Raw genomic sequence first — 24183 nt, 5'->3', positions numbered from 1 at the left:
TGGCGGTTGGTGGCGGAGGGCCAAGACGCGATCACGGGATTCCCGGTCAACCGCGGCTGGGACCTGGAGGCGCTCTACCACCCGGACGCCGACCACGCGGGCAGCTCGTACACCAGAAAGGGCGGCTTCCTGCACGACGCGGCAGAGTTCGACGCGGACTTCTTCGGGATGAGCCCGCGGGAGGCGCTCGCGACGGACGCGCAGCAGCGCCTGTTGCTGGAGACCTCCTGGGAGGCCGTCGAACGGGCGGGAATCGACCCGGCCACGCTCCGGGGCAGCCGGACGGGCGTGTTCGCCGGGGTGATGTACACCGACTACAGCGGGATCCTGGGCGCGGGCGAGTTCGAGGGCTATCGGGGTACCGGGACCGCCGCGAGCGTCGTCTCCGGCCGGGTGTCCTACACGCTGGGCCTGGAGGGTCCGGCGGTGACGGTCGACACGGCCTGCTCGTCCTCGCTGGTCGCGGTGCACCTGGCCGCACAGGCACTGCTCTCGGGGGAGTGCGAGCTCGCCCTGGCCGGCGGTGTGACCGTGATGGCCACGCCCGGGGCCTTCGTGGAGTTCTCCCGGCAGCGAGGGCTGTCCGCCGACGGGCGATGCAAGTCTTTCGCGGACGGCGCGGACGGCGTGAGCTGGGCCGAGGGCGTCGGGGTGCTGGTGCTTGAGCGCCTGTCGGACGCCCGGCGCAACGGCCACGACGTGCTGGCTGTGGTACGGGGCTCGGCGGTGAACCAGGACGGCGCGTCCAACGGGCTGACCGCGCCGAACGGCCCCTCGCAGCGGCGGGTGATCCGTCAGGCCCTGGCCGGAGCTCGACTGTCGGCGTCCGAGGTGGACGTGGTGGAGGGGCACGGGACCGGCACCACCCTGGGTGACCCGATCGAGGCGCAGGCGCTGCTCGCCACCTACGGCCAGGACCGGCCGCAGGGCCGGCCGCTGCTGCTGGGGTCGATCAAGTCGAACATCGGCCACACGCAGGCGGCCGCGGGTGTCGCGGGCGTGATCAAGATGATCATGGGGATGCGGCACGGCGTCGCGCCCAGGACCCTGCACGTCGACGCGCCGTCCTCGCACGTGGACTGGGCCGCGGGTGCGGTGGAGCTGCTGGCCGAGGCGCGGGAGTGGCCCGAGACGGGTCACCCGCGCCGGGCCGCCGTGTCGTCGTTCGGCTTCAGCGGCACCAACGCCCACCTCATCATCGAGCAGGGCATCGAACAGGACGGCGCCGAGGTGACCCCGGCGGCCGAGGGGGAGACGCCCTCGGCCGCCGGGTCGCCGACGACGGGCCTGCCGCTGCCGCTGCCGGTCTCCGGCAGGACGGAGGGGGCGGTGCGGGCGCAGGCCGCGCGGCTGCTGTCCCACCTGGAAGGCCGTCCCGAGGTGTCCCTCGCCGATATCGCGTTCTCGCTGGTGACCACTCGTTCCCTCTTCGAGCACCGGGCCGTCGTGCGGGCCGAGGACCACGCCGGAGCGCTGGCCGGGTTGCGTGCGCTGGCCGGCGGCCTGACCGCGCCGGGAGTCGTACGAGGCCAGGCCAAGGACGATCTGAGGCCGGCGTTCCTGTTCACCGGCCAGGGCGCCCAGCGAGTGGGCATGGGCCTGGAGGCCTACGAGCGGTTCCCGGTGTTCGCCGAGGCGCTCGAAGGCGTGCTCGCGGCGCTGGCTCCCCGGATGAGTCCGCACCTGGACCGGCCGCTGCGGGAGGCGCTCTTCTTCGACGCCGAACTGCTCGACCGCACGGCGTACACGCAACCGGCGCTTTTCGCCCTTGAGGTCGCGCTGTACCGGCTGGTGGAGTCGTGGGGCGTACGCCCGGCCGCGCTGGCGGGGCACTCGATCGGGGAACTCGCCGCGGCGCACGTCGCCGGGGTGCTGACACTGGAGGACGCCTGCGCGCTGGTCGCCGCGCGGGGCCGGTTGATGCAGGCGCTCCCCGCCGGTGGCGCGATGGTGGCGATCCAGGCGAGTGAGGAGGAGATCCGTCAGGCGCTGGCCGGGCGCGAGGACGAGGTGTCCGTCGCGGCGGTGAACGGCCCCGCGTCGGTGGTGATCTCCGGGGTCGAGGCCGCGGTGCTGGAGGTCGCCGCCGGGTTGGCCGCCCAGGGGCGCAGGACCAAGCGGCTGCGGGTGTCGCACGCGTTCCACTCCCCGTTGATGGAGCCGATGCTCGCGGAGTTCAGGGCGGTCGCCGAGACGGTGTCGTACGCACCCCCTCGGATTCCGATGATCTCCAACGTGACCGGCGGGTTCGTCACGGACGAGGTGTGCTCCCCCGACTACTGGGTGCGGCACGTGCGGGAGACCGTCCGGTTCCGCGACGGCGTGCGGGAACTGCACGGGACGGGCGTGACCGCGTTCCTGGAGATCGGGCCGGACGGCGTGCTGACCGCGATGGCCCAGGACGCCCTCCCCGAGGAGGCCGAAGCCCTGTTGCTGCCCGTGCTGCGCGGCGACCGCGGCGAGAGCGCCGCGCTCATGACCGCGCTGGCCGAGCTGCACGTGAACGGCGTGCGTGTCGACTGGCGGGCCCTGCTGCGCGGGGCCCGCCGGGTGGACCTGCCGACGTACGCGTTCCAGCACGAGTCGTTCTGGCCGGAGCCGCCGCCCGTCGCGAACGAGGCGGTCGCCGATCCGGCCGACGCGCGGCTCTGGGACGCGGTCGGGCGCGGTGACGCCGGGGACGTGGCCGCGATCCTCGGCCTGCGCGACGAGCACGCCGCCTCGCTGGACGCCCTGCTCCCGGCCCTGTCGTCGTGGCGGCGGAGCCGGAGCGAGGTGGTGACGCTCGACTCCTGGCGCTACCGGGTGGAGTGGAAGCCCCGCCGTACGCCCCCTCTCGCCGTGCTGGCGGGCACCTGGCTGGTCGTGACCGCCGACGGGATTCAGGACGGCGACGTGGTCGCCGCGCTGGAGGGTCACGGGGCACGGGTGGAGCGGCTTGTGCTGGAGGGGACGGACACCGACCCCGCGTCGCTCGCGGCCCGGCTCGGGGAACTGGGCGAGATCTCCGGTGTGGTGTCGATGCTCGCGTCCGCGGAGGCGCCCGTCGCGGACGGCGGGGCGGTGCCGAGCGGTCTCGCGCTCACGGTCGTGCTCCTGAGGGCACTCGGCGACGCGGAGATCGGCGCGCCGCTGTGGTGTGTCACCCGTGGCGCCGTGTCCGCGGCTCCTGGCGATCGGGTGACCCGTCCTGTGCAGGCGCAGGTGTGGGGCATGGGCCGGGTCGCGGCCCTGGAGCATCCGGAGCGCTGGGGCGGTCTGGTCGACCTGCCCGAGGTCGTCGAGGGGCGTTGCGCCCAGGGGCTGGCGAGCGTGCTGGCGGGCCTGGACGGCGAGGACCAGGTGGCGGTGCGGGCGTCGGGCGTGTTCGGGCGGCGGTTGCGGCGTCACCCCGCCGCGTTCGGCCAGGCCGGTTCGACCGGTGCCGCCGTGCGGGGTTCCGGCGGTGCGGCGTCGGGTTCCGGTGCCCTCGTGCCGGGTTCCGGTGATACGGCGTCGGGTTCCGGTGCTGTCGTGTCGGGTTCCGGCGGTGGGGTGTCGGGTTCCGGACCCGCCGGGTTGGGCTCCGGTGGCACGGTGCTGATCACCGGCGGGACCGGCGCCCTCGGCGCGGCCACCGCGCGGTGGCTGGTACGCGGCGGCGTCACGCGTCTCGTGCTGACCGGCCGGCGCGGCATGGACGCCCCCGGGGCGCCGGAGCTGCGCGACGAGCTGCTCGCGCTGGGTGCCGAGGTGAGCGTCGCCGCCTGTGACGTGGCCGACCGCGACGCGCTCGCCGCCGTGCTCGCCACGATCCCGGCCGAGCACCCGCTCACCGGGGTCGTCCACGCGGCCGGGGTGGGGCAGGCCGTCGCACCCCTTGAGCGGGCGGACGCCGCGACCCTCGCCGAGGTGACGACGGCGAAGGTGGCCGGTGCCGCCAACCTGGACGACCTGCTCGGGGATCGCGAACTCGACTTCTTCGTGCTGTTCTCCTCGATCGCCGGGGTGTGGGGCAGCGCGGGGCAGGGCGCCTACGCGGCGGCCAACGCCTACCTCGACGCGCTGGCCGAGCACCGGCACGCCCGAGGTCTCGCCGCGACGTCGGTGGCCTGGGGCGCGTGGGCGGAAGCGGGCATGGCCGTCGCGGGGGACCTCGCGAGGGACACCGCAGGAGACAGCGCGGGGGACAGCGCGGGGGACAGCGCGGGAGACGCTGCCGCGCCGGGAAACACGGTTGCGGCGGGTGACACGGCCGGGCAGGGGAACGCCGGGGGCGCCGGGGGCGCCGGGGGCATGGCCACGGAGGGGGGCATGGCCGGTTACCTGCGCAGGCGCGGCCTGGCCCTGCTGCCCCCCGACATCGCGGTCGGCGAGCTGAACCGGGCGATCGGCGGCAGGGACGCGGTGGTGACGGTCGCCGACGTCGACTGGGACCGGTTCTATCCGATCTTCACCTCGACCCGGCCCAGCAATCTGTTCGGCGAGCTCGCGGAGGTGAGGACGCAGCGCGAGAGCGAGGACGGGCCGGGGGCCTCCGGCGACCCGGAATTCGTCGCGCGGCTACGTGGCCTGACCGACAAGGAGCGTCGGCGTGAGCTGCTGAACCTGGTACGCGCCGAGGTGGCGGCCGTGTTGGGACACGCCTCGGCCGAGACGGTCTCCGAGCGGCGCGCCTTCCGAGAGCTGGGCTTCGACTCGCTCACCGCGGTGGAGCTGAGAAAGCAGCTCGTCGCGGTGACCGGTCTGGCGTTGCCGAGCACGCTGGTGTTCGATCACCCGAATCCGGCCGCGCTGGTGGAGTTCCTGCGGTCGCGGGTCGCGGGCGCGGAGGACGGCGAGGACGGCGAGAACACAGCCGGAGGCTCCGTCGCCGTCCGTGCCGACGAGCCGATCGCGATCATCGGGATGGCCTGCCGCTTCCCCGGCGGCGTCGCCTCTCCGGAACAGCTGTGGGAACTGGTGACCGAGGGGGGCGACGCGATCTCCGGGTTCCCCGCGGGCCGGGGCTGGGACGCGGAAGGGCTCTACGACCCCGACCCCGATCACTCCGGCACGACCTACTCGGTCGAAGGGGGGTTCCTGCACGACGCCGGCGACTTCGACCCCGGGTTCTTCGGTATCTCACCGCGCGAGGCGCTGACCATGGACCCGCAGCAGCGGCTGCTGCTGGAGACCGCGTGGGAGGCCATCGAGCGGGCCGGCATCGATCCCGTCACGCTGCGCGGCCACTCCACCGGCACGTTCATCGGCTCCAGCTACCAGGAGTACGGCTCGGACTCCGCCGACGCCGAGGGGCACCAGGTCACCGGCACCATCCCGAGCGTGCTGTCGGGCCGGCTGTCGTACGTACTGGGCCTGGAAGGTCCCGCGGTCACGGTCGACACGGCGTGCTCGTCGTCGCTGGTGGCGCTGCATCTGGCCTGCCAGTCGCTGCGCGAGGGTGAGAGCTCGCTCGCCCTGGCGGGCGGCGTGACGGTGATGACCACCCCGGCGGCCTTCGTGGCGTTCAGCCGCCAGCGGGCGCTCGCCGCCGACGGCCGGTGCAAGGCGTTCTCCGACTCGGCGGACGGGATGAGCCTGGCCGAGGGGGTCGGCCTGCTCCTGGTGGAGCGGCTGTCGGACGCGCGGCGCAACGGTCACCCGGTCCTCGCGGTGGTGCGCGGTTCCGCGATCAACCAGGACGGCGCGTCCAACGGGCTGACCGCGCCGAACGGTCCCTCACAGCAGCGGGTGATCCGCAGGGCGCTCGCGGGCGCGCGGCTGTCGGCGGCCGAGGTCGACGCGATCGACGCGCACGGCACGGGGACCGGCCTGGGCGACCCCATCGAGGCCCAGGCACTCCTCGCCACGTACGGGCAGGACAGGGAGCGGCCGCTGCTGCTCGGGTCGGTCAAGTCGAACATCGGCCACACCCAGTCCGCGGCGGGCGTGGCCAGCGTGATCAAGATGGTCATGGCGATGCGGCACGGGACGCTGCCCAGGACGTTGCACGTGGGCACGCCGTCGTCCCACGTGGACTGGACGGCGGGCGCGGTCGAGCCGCTGACCGAGGCCACCCCGTGGCCGGAGACCGGAAGGCCGCGCCGGGCCGCCGTGTCCTCCTTCGGGATCAGCGGCACGAACGCCCACACGATCCTCGAACAGGCGCCGGACGCGGAGGAGCCGGTCGGCGAGGTCGCGCTCGCCGGTCCCGACGACCGTGCGGATTCCGCGGCCGCGGAATCCGGCCGCGTTCCCGCTCCCGTTCTCGGCACGGTGCCGTGGGTGGTGTCGGGCAGGACGGCGGAGGCGCTGCGCGCGCAGGCGCGACGGCTCGCCGACCACGTCGCCGACCACGGTGTCGACCAGGGGGCCGGCCGCGGTGAGCTCGATCCGGCCGCGGTGGGCTTCTCACTGGTGACGTCGAGGTCGGCGTTCGAGCACCGCGCGGTCGTGGTGGGCGGTGACCGCGAGTCGCTCTCCGCCGCGATGAGCGCGGTGGCCGCGGGCGAGCCCGCGCCGGGTGTGATCCAGGGTGTGGCGGACGCCGAGGGCAAGACGGTCTTCGTCTTCCCCGGCCAGGGCGCGCAGTGGGCCGGTATGGGCGCCCGGCTGCTTGAGCAGTCCCCGGTGTTCGCCGAACGCGTCGCCGAGTGCGCCCTCGCCCTGAGCCGGTACGTCGACTGGTCGCTGATCGACGTGCTGCGCCAGACGGAGGGGGCGCCGTCGCTGGACCGGGTGGACGTCGTGCAGCCGGTGTCGTTCGCGGTGATGGTCTCGCTCGCGGCGATGTGGCGCGCTCACGGGGTGGAGCCCGACGCGGTGATCGGGCACTCCCAGGGGGAGATCGCCGCCGCCTGCGTGGCGGGCGCGCTCTCCCTGGACGACGCCGCGAGGGTGGTGGCGGTGCGCAGCCAGGCCATCGCGCGGCGGCTGGCCGGCGCCGGAGGGATGATGTCGGTCTCGCTTCCGCTGCCCGACGTCGAGGAGAGGCTGCGTCCCTGGGCCGAGCGGATCTCGGTCGCGGCGGTCAACGGGCCGCGTTCGGTCGTGGTGTGCGGCGATCCCGGCGCGCTCGACGAGCTGTCGGAGCGGTTGACCGAGGAGGGGGTGCGCGCCAGGCGGGTCGCGGTCGACTACGCCTCGCACTCGGCTCATGTCGAGCGGCTTCAGGAGGAGCTGCCGCGAGCCCTGTCGGAGATCCGGCCGGAGCGGGCCGAGGTTCCCTTCCTGTCCACGGTGACCGGGGAGTGGCTGGACGGCACGGAGCTGGACGCCGGCTACTGGTACCGCAACCTGCGCCGAGCCGTCCGGTTCGAACCCGCGGTGCGGTCCCTGCTGGCCGAGGGACACCGGGCGTTCATCGAGGTCAGCCCGCACCCGGTGCTGACGGGCGCGATCCAGGAGACGGCCGAGGAGGCGGGCGGGACCTCGGCGGTGGTCGCCGGGACTTTGCGCCGCGACCAGGGCGGCACGGAACGCTTCCTCACCTCCCTGGCGGAGGTGTTCGTACGCGGCGTGCCGGTCGACTGGAGAACGGTCTTCGACGGCACAGGCGCCCGCCGGGTGGAACTACCGACGTACGCGTTCCAGCGGGAACGGTTCTGGATACAGCGCGCCGAGGCGCCGGCGGCCGGCGCGGCGGACCCGGCGGACGAGCGGTTCTGGGCGGCGGTGGAGCGGGAGGACCTCGACTCGCTCGCTTCCGGACTGGACGTGGGCGCCGGGGCACTCGCCGAGGTGGTACCCGCGCTGTCGTCCTGGCGTCGCCGGCAGCGGGCCCGGTCCACCGTAGACTCCTGGCGCTACCGCGTCGCCTGGCGGCCGGTGACCGACCTCGCCTCCGCCTCCCTGTCGGGCACGTGGCTGCTCGTCACCCCGGAGGGCCTGGAGGGTGACGACGTCGCCGACGCGCTCACCGCGCACGGCGCGCGGGTCCGCAGGGTCGCGCTCGACGAGTCGTGCACCGACCGCGTCCTGCTGGCACGCGTGCTGACCGGCCCCCTGGCCGGGGCGCCTGGCGATGCCGGGGGACCGGGCGTACCGGCCGGGGGGCCGGACGCCTCGCCAGGCGAGGGAGAACACATCGCCGGCGTCGTGTCCCTGCTCGCCCTCGCCGAGCGGCCCGCCGACCGCTACCCGGAGCTGGCCGTCGGCCTGGCACTCACCGTCGCGCTCGTGCAGGCCCTGGGCGACGCGGAGATCGACGCGCCCCTGTGGTGCCTCACCACGGGCGCGGTCTCCACCGGCCGGTCGGACCAGGTGACCAACCCCCTCCAGGCGCAGGTCCACGGCGTGGGCTGGACGGCCGCGCTGGAGCACCCGCGACGCTGGGGCGGGATGGTCGACCTGCCGAGGACGCTCGACCAGCGCGCGGCGCGGCGCCTGGCGAGCGTCCTCGCGGGCGGTGGCGGCGAGGACCAGCTCGCGATCAGGACCTCGGGCGTGTTCGCCAGACGGGTGGTGCCGGCACCGGCGGCCGACCGGAAATCGGCGCGCGGGTGGACGCCACGCGGGACCACCCTGGTGACCGGCGGCACGGGAACGCTCGCCCCCCACCTGGCCCGCAGGCTCGCGGCCGAGGGGGCCGAGCACCTGGTGCTGACCAGCCGTCGCGGCATGGACGCTCCCGGCGCGGCCGAACTGCTGGCGGAGCTGGCCGCACTCGGCACGACCGCGACGATGACGGCGTGCGACGTGTCCGACCGTGACTCCGTCGCCGGCCTGCTCGCGCGGCTGCGCGCGGAGGGCCACGTCGTCCGTACGGTGGTGCACGCCGCCGCCTCCATCGAGCTGCACACACTGAACGACGCCACCGTCGAGGCGTTCGCCGAGGTGGTGCGGGCCAAGGTCCTCGGCGCCCGGCACCTGGACGAGTTGCTGGACGCCGACGAGGTCGAGGCGTTCGTCCTGTTCTCCTCGACGGCGGGGATGTGGGGCAGCGGGCGGCATGCGGCGTACGTGGCGGGCAACGCCTACCTCGGCGCGCTGGCGGAGAACCGGCGCGCCAGAGGGCTGCCGGCCACGTCGATCTCCTGGGGCATCTGGTCGGACGACCGCGAACTCGGCCGGGTCGATCCCGAGCAGATCCTGCGCAGCGGGCTCGTGTTCATGGAGCCGGACCTGGCGCTCGAGGGGTTCAGGCAGGCGCTGGACGGCGAGGAGACCGTGCTCGCGATCGCCGACGTGGACTGGGAGCGGTACTTCCCCGTCTACACCTCCGCACGGCCGAGCCGGCTGTTCGGCGAGGTGCCCGCCGTACGGCGGCTGACCGAGGCCGCGGAGCGTCCGGCGATCGCCGCGGGCGACGGGGAGTTCGTCACCCGGCTGCGCGGGCTGCCCGCGTCCGAGCGGGACCGGCTGCTGCTGGAGCTGGTGCGCGGCCAGGCGGCGACCGTGCTGGGCCACTCCTCGGCCGACGCCGTCGCCGAGCGGCAGGCGTTCCGCGACATGGGCTTCGACTCGGTCACCGCGGTCGACCTGCGCAACCGGCTCGCCGCTGCGACGGGCCTCGCGCTGCCCAGCACGCTGGTGTTCGACCACCCGAACCTGGAGGCGCTCGCGGGATACCTGCGCGCCGAGATCGCCGGGGTGCGGGCCGTTCCCGTCGCCGTGGCAGGTCCCGCGCGGGCCGCCTCGGACGAGCCGATCGCGATCATCGGGATGGCCTGCCGCTACCCGGGCGGGGTTCGCTCCCCCGAGCGGCTGTGGCAGGTCGTCCTCGACGGGGTCGACGCGATCTCCGGGTTCCCCGGCGACCGCGGCTGGGACGCGGACGGGCTCTACGACCCCGATCCGGGCCGGCCGGGAAAGACGTACTCCACCTGGGGCGGATTCCTGCACGACGCGGCGGAGTTCGACGCCGACTTCTTCGGGATCTCGCCGCGCGAGGCGCTCGCGATGGACCCGCAGCAGCGGCTGCTGCTGGAGACGGCCTGGGAGGCCGTCGAACGGGCCGGGATCGCCCCCTCGTCGCTGCGCGGCAGCCTGACCGGCACCTTCGTCGGGGCCAGCTACCAGGACTACGCCCTGGCGATGGCCGGCGGCAGAGAGGGCCTGGAAGGCCATCTGATCACCGGCACCATCTCCAGCGTGCTGTCCGGCCGGGTGTCGTACCTGTTCGGTCTTGAGGGCCCGGCCGTCACGCTGGACACCGCGTGCTCGTCGTCGCTGGTGGCGCTGCACATGGCCTGCCAGTCGCTGCGCGACGGTGAGAGCTCGCTCGCGCTCGCCGGTGGGGTGACCGTGATGTCCACCCCCGACGCCTTCATCGGGTTCAGCAGGCAGCGGGCGATGGCCCCCGACGGCCGCTGCAAGGCCTACTCCGACTCGGCGGACGGGATGAGCCTGGCCGAGGGGGTCGGCCTGCTGCTGGTGGAGCGGCTGTCCGACGCCGAGCGCAACGGGCACCCGATCCTCGCGGTCGTCCGAGGGTCGGCGATCAACCAGGACGGCGCCTCCAACGGGCTGACCGCGCCGAACGGCCCCTCGCAGCAGCGGGTGATCAGGCAGGCGCTGGCCAACGCGGGGATCGCGGCGGCGGACGTCGACGCGGTGGAGGGCCACGGGACCGGTACGGCGCTGGGCGACCCGATCGAGGCGCAGGCGCTGCTCGCGACCTACGGCCAGGACCGGGACCGCCCGCTCCTGCTGGGATCGGTCAAGTCCAACATCGGGCACACCCAGATGGCCTCCGGTGTCGCGGGCGTGATCAAGATGGTCATGGCGATGCGGCACGGCCTGCTGCCCAGAACGCTGCACGTGGACGCCCCGTCCTCGCACGTGGACTGGTCGAGCGGCGCGATCGAGCTGCTCACCGAGCCGAGGGAGTGGGTGCGGGCGGGGCGTCCGCGCCGGGCCGCGGTGTCGTCGTTCGGACTCAGCGGCACCAACGCCCACGCGGTGCTGGAGGAGGCGCCGCCGGTCGCCGCGCGGGCCGGGCAGGCCGCGCCCGTCGTCGTCCCCGTGCTGGTGTCGGGCAAGAACGACCAGGCCCTGCGCCACCAGGCGGGACGGCTGCTGTCGCTGCTCCAGGAGTCGCCGGACCTCCACCCCGCCGACGTCGCCCTCTCCCTGGCGACCTCGCGCTCCCACCTCGACCGGCGCGCGGCGCTCGTCGGACGGGACCGCGAGGAGATCGTCGACGGGTTGCGGGCACTGGCGGAGGAGCCGCAGGACGGCGCCGTCGTCGCGGGGGGCGTCGCGGGGACCGTCATCCACGGCGGCGCGGTCCACGGCTCCCTCGCCTTCATGTTCACCGGCCAGGGCGGCCAGCGCGCGGAGATGGGCCGCGAGCTGTACGGTCGCTTCCCCGCGTTCGCGGACGCGCTCGACGAGGTGCTCTCCCACCTGGACGCGGACCTGGACCGCCCGCTGCGCGAGGTGCTGTTCGCCCCGGCCGGTACGGCACAGGCCGCCCTGCTGCACGAGACCGGCTACACCCAGCCGGCGCTGTTCGCCTTCGAGGTGGCCCTGTTCCGGCTGCTCGAATCGTGGGGGGTGCTGCCCGACCACCTCACCGGCCACTCGGTCGGGGAGATCGCCGCGGCGCACGTCGCCGGCGTGCTCTCGCTGCCGGACGCCTGCACCCTGGTGGCGGCCCGCGCACGCCTGATGCAGGCGCTGCCCACGGGCGGGGCGATGATCGCCCTGGAGGCCCGCGAGGAGGAGGTGCTCCCGCTGCTGGCCGGCCGCGAGCACGAGGTGTCGATCGCGGCGGTCAACGGCCCGACCTCTCTCGTCGTCGCCGGCGAGGAGGACGCCGTCCAGCAGATCGCGGCGCGGCTCGCCGCCGGAGGACGCAGGACCAGGCGGCTCCAGGTCTCCCACGCCTTCCACTCCCCTCGGATGGAGGCGATGCTCGACGACTTCGGCCGGGTCGCTCGCGGCCTGTCGTACGCGCCCCCGCGGATCCCGGTCATGTCGAACGTGACCGGCGAGCCGGCGACCGCGGAGCAGCTCTGCTCGCCCGACTACTGGGTGGAGCACGTCCGCAGGCCGGTCCGCTTCGGCGACGGCGTGCGCCGGCTCGCGGAGCAGGGCGTCGTCACCTTCCTCGAACTCGGCCCCGACGCGGTGCTCACCGCGATCGCCGCCGACTGCCTCGCCGACCGCGCGGACGTCCGGACGATCCCCACGGCGCGCGGGGACCGGGGCGAGGAGCAGCCCCTCACGGCCGCGATGGCCCGCCTGCACACCCTGGGCGTCACCGTGGACTGGCGGGAGTTCTTCGCCGGTACCGGCGCCGAGACGGTCGACCTGCCGACCTACACCTTCCAGCGCCGCCGGTTCTGGCCGGAGGCGCGGGCCGCGGCCGTACCGGCGTCCTCCGGCGCGGCGGACACCGACTTCTGGGACGCGGTGGAACGCGGTGACGTGGCGACGCTGGCGGAAGGGCTCGGCGTCGACGGCGGCACGCTGGAGACGCTGCTGCCCGCGCTGTCCTCGTGGCGCCGCCACCGGTGGGAGCACTCGGCCGTGGACGGCTGGCGGTACCGGTCCGTCTGGAAGCCGCTGCCCTGGTCGCCACCCGCCTCGCCCTCCCCGGACGCGGGAGCCCGGTTGCTCGTGGTGATCCCCGAGGGGTACGCGGACGAGGAGTGGGTGACCTCGCTGGCGGGCGCGCTGGGCGCGGAGGCCGACCGGATCGAGGTCGGGGAAGACGACCGGGCGGCGCTGGCCGTACGGGTACGGGAGCTGTGCTCCGCGGGACCCCGGCCGGTCGGGATCGTGTCCCTGCTCGCCCTGGACGAGCGCGACCTCACCGGCCATCCCGGGGTTCCCGCCGGTCTGGCGCTCACGGTCACGCTGGCGCAGGCCCTCGGCGACGCCAGGGCCGAGGCACCCCTGTGGTGTGTGACCCGGGGCGCGGTGTCGGTGGGGCGCTCGGAACGGGTGTCCCGGCCGCTGCAGGCCGCCGTGTGGGGTCTCGGCAGGTCCGTGGCGCTGGAGCAGCCGCATCTGTGGGGCGGCCTGGTCGACCTGCCGGAGAGTCTTGACCCGGGCACGATCTCCCGCCTGGTCGGCGTGCTGTCCGGCATCCGGGGCTCCGGCCTCGAGGGCGAGGACCAGCTCGCCGTACGCACCCCGGGGGTCTACGGCCGCCGCCTGGTGCACGCCCCGATCGGCGAGAATCCCGTCGCGCGGGAGCTCACCCCGCCGGGTACGGCCCCGATCGGCCCGGGCACCGTACTCGTCACCGGAGGCACCGGCGCGCTCGGGGCACGCGTCGCCCGCTGGGCGGTCCGCGCGGGTGCCGCGCACGTCCTGCTGGTCGGCCGACGCGGGCCGGACGCCCCGGGCGCGGCCGAACTGCGGGACGAGCTGACCGGCCTCGGCGCCGAGGTCGACCTCGTGGCCTGCGACGTCGCCGACCGCGACGCGCTGGCCGCCGTACTGGCCGGCATCCCGGGGGACCGGCCGCTGAGCGCGGTCTTCCACGCGGCGGGCGTGGTCGACGACGGGGTACTCGACGGACTGACGCCCGAACGCCTCTCGTCGGTGCTGAGGTCGAAGACGGCCGCCGCGCTCAACCTGCACGAGTTGACCGAGCACCTGGACCTGCCGGCGTTCGTGCTGTTCTCCTCCACCTCCGCCACCTTCGGCTCGCCGGGGCAGGCCAACTACGCGGCCGCGAACGCCGTGCTCGACGCGCTGGCCGAGCATCGGCGCGGACGGGGTCTCGCGGCGACGTCGATCGCCTGGGGGCCGTGGGCCGGGGCCGGCATGGCGGCGGACGCCGCCGGCGTGGAGAGCCGGATGCGCAGGGCCGGCCTGGAGATGATGTCCCCCGACCTGGCGATCCACGCGCTGCGGCAGGCGATCGAGCAGGACGACACGACGCTGACCGTCGCCGACGTCGACTGGTCCCGATTCGTCGGCGCCTTCGCCGCGATCCGGCACAACCCGCTGGTGAGCGACCTGCCCGAGGTCGCCGCGGCCGCCGCGGTGGCGGACGCGGGGGCGATCGGCGCCGGAGGGGACGGGGCCGCCACGACCGAGCCGGCGTTCCGGCGGCGGCTGGCCGGGCTGCCCGCCGCCGAGCGGGGCCGGGCCGTCCTGGACCTGCTGCGCGGCTGCGTGGCCGCCGTGCTCGGCCACGCCGATGCCGACGGCATCGCACCGGACCGCCCCTTCAGGGAGCTGGGCTTCGACTCGCTCACCACCGTCGAGCTGCGCAACGTGCTGGCGGCGACGACGGGGCTCACCCTGCCGGCGACGCTGGTGTTCGACTATCCCGCCCCGAGCGCGCTGGCGGACTTCCTGCTGGCCGAGCTGCTCGGCTCGATGTCGCAGGAGGGTACGGCCGCCCGCACGCCGGCCGTGGTCGCCCGCGCCGACGAGGGCGATCCCATCGTGATCGTCGGTATGAGCTGCCGGTTCCCCGGCGGGGTGAGCTCCCCCGAGGAGCTGTGGCGGCTGCTGGTGGACGGGAGAGAGGGCCTCTCCCCGTTCCCCGACGACCGGGGATGGGACCTGGAGGCGCTCGCGGCGGGGCTGTCGTCCACGAACGTCGGCGGCTTCCTGCGGGACGCGACCGAGTTCGACGCCGAGTTCTTCGGCATCTCGCCCCGTGAGGCGCTCGCGATGGACCCGCAGCAGCGCCTGGTCCTGGAGGCGTCCTGGGAGGCGCTGGAGCGGGCGGGCATCGACCCCCTCGACCTGCGGGGCCGCGACGGCGGGGTCTTCGTGGGCACCAACGGCCAGGACTACGTCGGCCTGCTCAAGGGCTCCGACGCGGACGTGCAGGGGCACGTGGCCACCGGCACCACGGCGAGCGTCATGTCGGGACGGCTCTCCTACACGCTGGGGCTGGAAGGACCCGCCGTCACCGTCGACACCGCGTGCTCGTCCTCCCTGGTCGCCCTCCACTGGGCCGCGCAGGCCCTGCGCGGCGGGGAGTGCTCACTGGCGCTGGTGGGCGGCGTCTCGGTGATGTCGAGCCCGGACTCGTTCGTCGAGTTCAGCGTCCAGGGCGGCCTCGCCCCGGACGGGCGGTGCAAGGCGTTCTCCGACTCGGCCGACGGCACCGGCTGGTCGGAAGGCGTCGGAGTGCTCGTGCTGGAACGCCTGTCGGACGCGCGGCGCGAGGGGCATCCGGTCCTCGCCGTCGTCCGCGGTTCCGCGGTGAACCAGGACGGCGCCTCCAACGGGCTGACCGCGCCGAACGGCCCCTCGCAGCAGCGGGTGATCCGGCAGGCCCTCGCCGTGGCGGGGCTGTCCCCGGCCGAGGTCGACGCGGCCGAGGCGCACGGTACCGGTACGGCGCTGGGCGACCCGATCGAGGCGCAGGCCCTGCTGGCGACGTACGGTCAGGAGCGGGACCACCCGCTGCTGCTGGGGTCGATCAAGTCCAACCTCGGCCACACGCAGGCGGCGGCGGGCGTCGCCGGTGTGATCAAGATGGTGCTCGCGATGCGGCACGGCCTGCTGCCCAGGACGTTGCACGTCGAGGTGCCGGCGTCGCACGTGGACTGGTCGTCCGGGGCGGTGGAGCTGCTCACCGAGGCCAGACCGTGGACGCGGCAGGACCGGCCGCTGCGGGCCGGTGTCTCCGCCTTCGGGATCAGCGGCACCAACGCCCACGTCATCCTGGAGCAGGCGCCCCCGGACGAGCGGTTCTCCGACGAGCGCTCTTTCGGCGAGCCGTCTCTCGACGGGCGGACCTCCGGCGAGAGGTCCCTCGATGAGCGGTCTGCCGGCGAAGGGCTCCTCGATGAGCGGTCCCTCGGCGGGCGGGGCGAAGGGCGGCTGCCCGAGCCGCTCGGCGGGCCGAGGGTTCCCGCGGTCGTGCCGTGGGTCGTCTCCGGCCGGACCAGGCAGGCGCTGCGAGCCCAGCTCGATCGGCTGCCGGCCGCCGACTCCGGCCTCGACCCGGTGGACGTCGGCTACTCGCTGGCGAGCCGGTCGATGTTCCGGCACCGCGCGGTGCTGCTGGCCACCCCGGACGGTACGTCGGAGATCGCGCGTGGCGAGGCCACCGCGGTCGCGGGCAGGTCGGCGATGCTGTTCGCGGGGCAGGGCTCCCAGCGCCCCGGCATGGGCCGGGAGCTGTACGCCAGGTTCCCCGTGTTCGCGCAGGCACTGGACGTGGTGCTCGCGCAGTTCGACGTCGAGCTCGACCAGCCGCTGCGGACGATCCTGTTCGCCGAGGCGGGCTCCGCCGAGGCCGAACTGCTCGACCGGACCCAGTGGACGCAGCCCGCGCTGTTCGCGGTCGAGGTGGCCCTGTTCCGCCTGGCGGAGTCGTGGGGGCTGCGCCCGGACCTGGTGGCGGGCCACTCGATCGGCGAGATCGCCGCGGCGCACGTCGCCGGTGTGCTGACGCTGGCGGACGCGTGCACCCTGGTCGCCGCGAGAGGGCGTCTGATGCAGGCGCTGCCGGCCGGGGGCGCGATGGTCTCCGTGCAGGCGGGCGAGGACGAGGTCGTGGCGATGCTCGCCGGACGCGAGCACGAGGTGTCGATCGCCGCGGTCAACGGGCCGTCCGCGGTGGTGATCGCCGGGGCGGAGGGTCCGGTCGTCGAGATCGCCGCCCACTTCGCGGCCGAGGGCCGCAAGACCACCCGGCTCGCCGTCGCTCACGCGTTCCACTCGCCGCTGATGGACCCCATGCTGGAGGAGTTCCGCCGGGCCGTACGAGGAATCGGCTTCTCACCGCCGGCCATCCCGCTCGTCTCCGGCCTGACGGGCGAGCCGGTCGCCGTCGAACGGCTCTGCTCACCCGGCTACTGGGTCGACCACGCCCGGCAGGCGGTCCGCTTCGCCGACTGCGTGCGCACCCTGCGCGGTTCCGGCGTGAGCACGTTCGTCGAACTCGGCCCGGACGGCGTGCTGTCCGCGATGACCCAGCACTGCCTCGCGGCCGACGACACCGAGACCGGCACCCTGGTCGTGCCGCTGCTGCGCAAGGACCGCGGCGAGGAGTCGTCGGTCGTGGACGCGCTGGCCAGGCTGCACGTCCACGGGATTGTGGTGGACTGGCGGTCCCTCTTCACCGGATGCGGCGCGCGCCGCGTCGACCTGCCCACCTACCCCTTCCAGCGCCGCAGGTACTGGCCGGAGGCCGCCGTGCGGGGCGGAGGTCCGGTGGGGGACCCGGTGGACGCCGAGTTCTGGGCCGCGATCGAGCGTGCGGACCTGACGTCCGTGGCGGCCACGCTGGATCTGGAGGCGGAGTCGCTGTCGACGGTGCTTCCCGCGCTGTCGACCTGGCGCCGCGCGCGCCGCGAGCGCACCCTCGTGGACTCCTGGAGCTACCGGGTGGCGTGGAAGCCCCTGGACGCCGTGCCGTCCGCCGTCCCTTCGGGGAGGTGGCTGGTGGCCGTGCCGGCGGGCCTGCCCGAGGAGGGGAGCTGGGCGGAGGTCCTCGACGCCGTGGGCGCCGCCCTGGGTGACCCCGGCGCGCTGACACGTGTGGACGTCACGAATGCCGACCCCGTGCGGCTCGCCGAACTGCTCGATGCTCCTGACGGCCAGGCGCCGGTGGGGGTGATCTCCCTGCTCGCACTCGCCGGGAGAGGTGGTGTCGGTCTAACCGAGGCCGGTCTAACCGGGGACGGTCTGTCCGAGGGCGGCCCGACCGGGGACGGTCTGCCTGAGGGCGGCCTGCCCGGGCTGGCGTTCACGGCCGCGCTGGTGCGGGCGCTGGGCATCGCCGGTCTCGACGCGCCGCTGTGGTGCGTCACCCGGGGCGCGGTGTCGGTGGGCCGGTCCGACGCCCCGCCGAGCCCTGAGCAGGCCGCGGTCTGGGGCCTCGGCCGGGTGGCGGCGCTGGAGCACCCCCGGCGCTGGGGCGGCATGATCGACCTGCCGGGACAGCTCGACCGGCGGGCCGTCGCCAGGTTCGCCGGCGTGCTGGCCGGCGGTCCCGACGGCGAGAGCGAGGTCGCCGTGCGCGCCTCGGGAGTGTTCGGCCGCAGGCTCGTGCCGGCTCCCGCCGGGGACGCCGACCGCTCCTGGCGACCTCGCGGCACGGTGCTGGTCGCCGGGGACACGGGAGTCTCCGGCGAGCGCGTCGCCCGCTGGCTGGCCGACGCGGGCGCCGACCGGGTCGTACTGGCCGGGCGTCCGGTCCCGGCTCAGACCGGGGAGACCGGGGAGGCCGGCGAGTTCGCGGGCCGGGGGGAATCCCCGGAACCGCTGGAGACCGCCGACCGGGTGGAGGCGGGAGAGACCGCCGCCCCGGTGGAGCTTGGGGAACCACGGGAGAGCACCGGTCGGGCGGAACCCGCAGACGCCGATCCCCGGGTGACGATCAGGCACTGCGACCTCACGGACCGGGAGGTCGTGGCCGCCCTGCTGGCGGAGTTCCCGCCGGACGCGGTCGTCTACGCCGAGGAACCGGCCGGGGCCGCCACCCTCGAAGGGACCGAGCCCGCACACATCGCCGAGACCGCCGCGGCCCACGTCGCGGGGGCGCTCCACCTGGACTCCCTGCTGGAAGGCCGGGAGCTGGACGCGTTCGTGCTGTTCTGCTCGCTCGCCGGAGTCTGGGGGGTCGCCGGCCGGGGGGCCGCCGCCGCCGCGGAGGCGGTGCGGGACGCGCTGATCGAGGCGCGCCGCGCCCGGGGCGCGGTGGGGACCGCCGTGTCCTGGGCGGCCTGGGCCGACGGCGGCGTGACCGCGGACAGGGGAATGGACCTGCACCTGCGGGCGAACGGGCTGCCCGCCCTCGCGCCCGCCCTCGCGCTCGGCGCACTGGGCCGGGCCGTCGCGAACGGCGAGGGTGCGGTGACGGTCGCCGACGTGGAGTGGGACCGGTTCGCCCCGGCCTTCCTCGCACTGCGGCCGACCTCGCTGCTGGACGAGCTGCCCCAGGCGAGGAAGGCGATCGAGGCGGCGGGCGGCGCCCGCGACGGCGAGCCCACCGTGGCGGCCGAACTCCGTGAGCGTCTTCTCGGGCTGCCCGCGGCCGAGCGTACGCCCCTCGTCCTCGAACTGGTCGTGGCCAGAGCGGCCTCGGTCCTCGGGCACGCGGACAGCGCCGAGATCGAGGCCGACCGGGCCTTCCGCGACTTCGGGTTCGACTCCCTCACCGCGGTCGACCTGCGCAACCAGCTCAACGCCGCGACCGGACTGACCCTGCCGGCCACCCTCGTCTTCGACCACCCGACCCCGGTGGACCTCGCGGGACACCTGGTGGGTCTGATACTCGGCGAGGAGAGCCCCGACGAGGGCGGCCTCGGCGAGGGGAGCCCGGCGTCCGTACCGGCCGCGCTCACGGACGACCCGATCGTCATCGTCGGCATGAGCTGCCGACTTCCCGGCGGCGTCCGCTCGCCGGAGGACCTGTGGCGGCTGGTCACGGAAGAGGTGGACGCGGTCGGCGCGTTCCCCGCCGACCGGGGCTGGGACCTGGCCACGCTGTCCGGCGGGGACGCCGAAGGACGCGGCCGCAGCACGGCGGCCGGAGGCGGCTTCCTGTACGACGTCGCCGACTTCGACCCGGGCTTCTTCGGCATCTCGCCCCGTGAGGCGATGGTGATGGACCCGCAGCAGCGGCTGGTGCTCGAAGCCGCCTGGGAGGCGTTCGAACGGGCGGGCATCGACCCCGCCGGCCTGCGGGGCGGCGATGTGGGCGTCTACGTCGGCGCCACCGGCGGCGACTACCGGCCACCCCGCGACCACCACGGCCACGCGCAGACGGCACAGGCGGCCAGCGTGATCTCCGGCCGGCTCTCCTACACCTTCGGCCTGGTGGGCCCCTCGGTGACCGCGGACACCGCGTGCTCCTCGTCGCTGGTGGCGTTGCACCTCGCCGCGCAGGCACTGCGGTCGGGGGAGTGCTCGCTCGCTCTCGCCGGCGGCGTCACCGTGATGTCCACCCCGGTGGGGTTCGTGGAGTTCGGCGAGATGGGGGCGCTCTCCCCGGACGGCCGGTGCAAGGCGTTCTCCGACGCCGCCGACGGCACGGGCTGGGCGGAGGGCGTCGGCATGCTCGTCGTCGAACGGCTGTCGGACGCCAGGCGCAACGGCCACCGCGTGCTCGCGGTCCTGCGCGGTTCCGCCGTCAACCAGGACGGCGCCTCCAACGGGTTCACCGCGCCGAGCGGTCCTTCGCAGCGCAGGGTGATCCACCGCGCCCTCGCCGGTGCCCGGCTGACCCCGTCCGAGGTGGACGTGGTGGAGGCGCACGGCACGGGCACCAGGCTGGGCGACCCGATCGAGGCGCAGGCCCTGCTGGAGACCTACGGGCAGAACCGCGAGCGGCCGGTACTGCTCGGGTCGATCAAATCCAACATCGGCCACACGCAGGCCGCGGCCGGAGTCGCCGGACTGATCAAGATGGTGATGGCCATCAGGCACGGGGTGGCGCCGAGGACGCTGCACGTGCAGGCGCCGTCGTCGCACGTGGACTGGTCGGCGGGCGCGGTGGAACTGCTCACCGAGGCGCGGCCGTGGCCGGACTCCGGGCGCCCGCGCCGGGCGGGTATCTCGTCCTTCGGAGCCACCGGCACGAACTCCCATGTGATCATCGAGGAGGCGCCTCCGGCCGACGTCGCCGGGGTGTCCGAGGCCGTCGAGCCATCGGGGTTCCACCGGGCACCCTCCGCCGACCTCGGCGAAGCGCCGGGGGCGGCCCCGGCGCTCAACGGGACGTCCGCCGGACATCTCGCGGACCAGGCCGAGGCGGTTCCCCACCTCCTGCCGGTCCCGCTGTCGGCGAAGACCCCGGCCGCGGTGCGGGCACAGGCGCAGCGCCTGCTCGACCACCTCGCCGAACACCCGGACCTCGGCCTGGCCGACCTCGCGTACTCCCTCGCCACCACCCGGTCGAGCTTCAGGCAGCGACTCGTCGTCCTGGCCGGCAGCCGTACGGAGCTGCTGGACGGTCTGCGGGCGGCGGCGGACGAAACCCCGGCCCCGCACGTGCTCGACGGCGCTCTCGGGCGACCGGGCAGGACGGCGTTCCTGTTCACCGGCCAGGGCAGCCAGCGGCCGGAGATGGGCCGCGAGCTGTACGACAGATTCCCGGTCTTCGCCGACGCGCTCGACGCCGTGCTGGCGCAGCTGGACGCCAGGCTGGACCGCCCGCTGAGGGAGATCCTCTTCGCCCCGGCGGGAACCCCCGAGGCCGAGCTGCTCGACGGGACCGGGTGGGCACAGCCGGCGCTGTTCGCGGTCGAGGTGGCCCTGTTCCGCCTGCTGGAGTCGTGGGGTCTCACCCCTGACGTGCTGATCGGACACTCGGTCGGCGAACTGGCCGCGGCGCACGTCGCGGGCGTGCTGTCCCTCGGGGACGCCTGCGCGCTGGTGGCGGCGAGGGGCGCGCTCATGGCGGCGCTTCCGGCCGGCGGCGCGATGGTCGCCGTCCAGGCGGGCGAGGAGGAGGTGCTGCGGGCGCTGTCCGGGTACGAGGGGCAGGTCTCCGTCGCCGCGGTCAACGGCCCGGAATCCGTGGTGATAGCCGGGGCGGAGCGGGCGGTGCTCGACGTGGCCGGCACACTGGCCGACAGCGGTCACAGGACGAGGCGGCTGCGGGTCTCGCACGCGTTCCACTCGCCGCTGATGGAGCCGATGCTGGCGGACTTCCGCACGGTCGCCGAAGGCGTCTCCTACTCCGAGCCGCGCATCCCGGTGATCTCGAACGTCACCGGCGGCGCCGTCACGGCCGAGCTGTGCTCCCCGGACTACTGGGTGACACACGTGCGGAACGCCGTACGGTTCGCCGACGGGATCCGGGCGGCGCACGAGGCGGGGGTGACCCGCTACATCGAGATCGGCCCGGACGGAACCCTCACCGCGATGGCACGGGAGACCGTCACCGCCGAGGCCGAGCTGGTCTCCCTGCTGCGCAGGGACCGAGACGAGCACCGGACCGTCCTCACCGCCCTCGCCCGGCTGCACGTGCACGGGATGAGCCCCGACTGGACCTCGGTCCTCGCCGACACGGGCGCCCGGCAGGTGGACCTGCCGACGTACGCGTTCCAGCACGAGCGGTTCTGGCCCGACGCCGGTCACCCGGGCCCGGCCCGCGCGGCGGACCGGAACGGCACGGCGGATTCGACGGCGGACCCGGTGGACGCCGAGTTCTGGGCGGCCGTCGAGGAGGAGGACTCCAAGGCGCTGGCGTCGCGGCTCGACGTGGACGGCGACGCGCTGACCAAGGTGCTGCCGGCGCTGTCGTCGTGGCGCCGGGAGCGGCGCCGGAAGTACACGATGGACTCCTGGCGGTACCGGATCGCCTGGAAGCCTCTCACCGGCGACGGCGCGGCCGCACCCGGCCGGAGCTCGCGGACCGGTCCGGCCGGCCCGTGGCTGGTGGTGCTGCCCGAGGAACTGCGCGCCGACGCCTGGACGGGCTCGGTGATCGACGCGCTCGGTGCCGACGTGGTCCGCGTTGAGGTGGCCGACCTCGCCGCGGTGCCTTCGGATCGGGCCGCGCTGGCGGAGCGGCTGGGCTCGCACGCCGGCGACAGGCCGCTCGCCGGAGTGGTCTCGTTCCTGGCGTTGCGGGAGCCCGCGGGCGCCGGGCACGTCGGGCACGTCGGGCACGTCGGGCACGTCGGGAACACCGTGCTTCCCGACGGCCTGGCCCTCACGACGTCGCTGATCCAGGCGCTGGGCGACGCCGGTGTCGAAGCGCCGCTGTGGTGCCTCACCCGGGGCGCTGTCGCGGCCGAGCCCGGCGAGGCCCTGCGCGATCCGGCGCAGGCCGCGATCTGGGGTCTCGGCCGGGTCGCCGCGCTGGAGCACCCGCAGCGATGGGGCGGCCTGATCGACCTGCCGGAGGGGTTCGACCGGGAAGCGGCGCGGCGACTCGCGAGCGTGCTGGCCGGTCTGGACGGCGAGGACCAGATCGCCGTCCGGGCCTCCGGCACGTACGCCCGGCGGCTGGTGCAGGACCCGGCGGGCCAGAGCGGCGAGCCCGGCGAGTGGACGCCGTCGGGAACCGTACTCATCACCGGTGGCACCGGCGCGCTCGGCGGACACCTGGCCCGCTGGCTGGCCCGGCACGGCGCGGAGCACCTGGTGCTGGTCAGCCGACGAGGGATGGAGGCCCCCGGGGCCGCCGAACTGCGCGACGAGGTGTCGGAGCTGGGCGCCCGGGTGACCGTCGCGGCCTGCGACGCGGCCGATCCGGACGCGCTCGCCGCCGTGCTGGCCGACATCCCGGCCGAGTTCCCGCTCACCGGTGTGGTGCACGCCGCCGGTGTGGTCGACGACGGCGTGGTGGACGGCCTGACCAGGGAACGGTTCGAGACGGTGTTCCGGGCCAAGGTGGCACCGGCGGTCGTGCTGGACGAGCTGACGCGGGACATGGATCTGCCGGTGTTCGTGCTGTTCTCCTCCGCGGCGGGGACGCTCGGCACCCCCGGCCAGGGCAACTACGCCGCCGCCAACGCGGTGCTGGACGGCCTGGCGGAGCGACGCCGCGAACGCGGGGCCGCGGCCACGGCGGTGGCGTGGGGTGCCTGGGCCGGTGGCGGCATGGCGGAGGTGGCCGCGGCGCAGGAGGCGTCCCGGCGCATGGGCGTACGCCCGATGGACCCCGAACTCGCGGTCGCCGCGTTGAGCGGCCTCGTCGCCGGCGGTGAGCCGATCGCGGTGGTCGCCGACATCGAGCACGAGCGGTTCGTCCGCTCCTACACGGCGGGACGGCCCAGCCGGCTGCTGTGCGAGCTGCCGGGATACCGTGAGCTGGTCGAGTCGGAGGGCTCGGCGCAGGAGACCTCACGGTCGGCGTCCGCCCTGCGGGACAGGCTGGCCGTCCTCGCGGGACCCGAACGGCTCGGCGTGCTGCTCGACGTGCTGCGCGATCAGATCGCGATGGTCCTCGGGCACTCGGGTCGCGAGGTGATCGGCGCCGACCAGGCGTTCAGGGACCTCGGATTCGACTCCCTCAGCGCGATCGAGCTGCGAAACCGGCTCACGGCCTCGACGGGGCTGAAGCTGCCCTCCACGCTGATCTTCGACTATCCGACCCCGCAGGCCCTCGCCGAACACGTGATCGCCCAGCTCCTGCCGGAGACGGGCGCGGCCTCGGGCATGAACGGCGTGAACGGTGGAGGCGAGGAGGAGGCGCGGGTCCGGGCGCTGTTCGCGTCGCTGTCCATGGCGAGGCTGCGGGAGATCGGCGTGCTGGACGCGCTGCTGCACCTGGCCGGTGACCAGCAGAGCTCCGTCGCCGACGATGCCGATGAGGACGCCGGCGACGCGCTCGACGCGATGGGACTCGACGAGCTGGTGCGGGCGGCCCTTGAGGGGGGAGGGCAGTAG

The 24183-nt window shown here is 74.9% G+C and carries 1 protein-coding gene (running past one end of the window); it reads left to right on the top strand.

The window, feature by feature from the left end; translation table 11 throughout:
• Window positions 1-24183: the 3' portion of a type I polyketide synthase gene (locus ACFY3V_RS00025; RefSeq protein ID WP_389768447.1), read on the top strand. The gene continues 5598 nt to the left of window position 1, outside the view; 24183 of the gene's 29781 nt are visible here — the last part of the coding sequence; its start codon lies off the left edge, out of view; it ends in the stop codon at window positions 24181-24183.

This window comes from Streptosporangium sp. NPDC000095, from assembly GCF_042899335.1.
Taxonomy (GTDB): Bacteria; Actinomycetota; Actinomycetes; order Streptosporangiales; family Streptosporangiaceae; genus Streptosporangium.
Note: the sequence above shows the minus strand (reverse complement) of the source record. Positions and strands in the feature narration are given on the sequence as shown.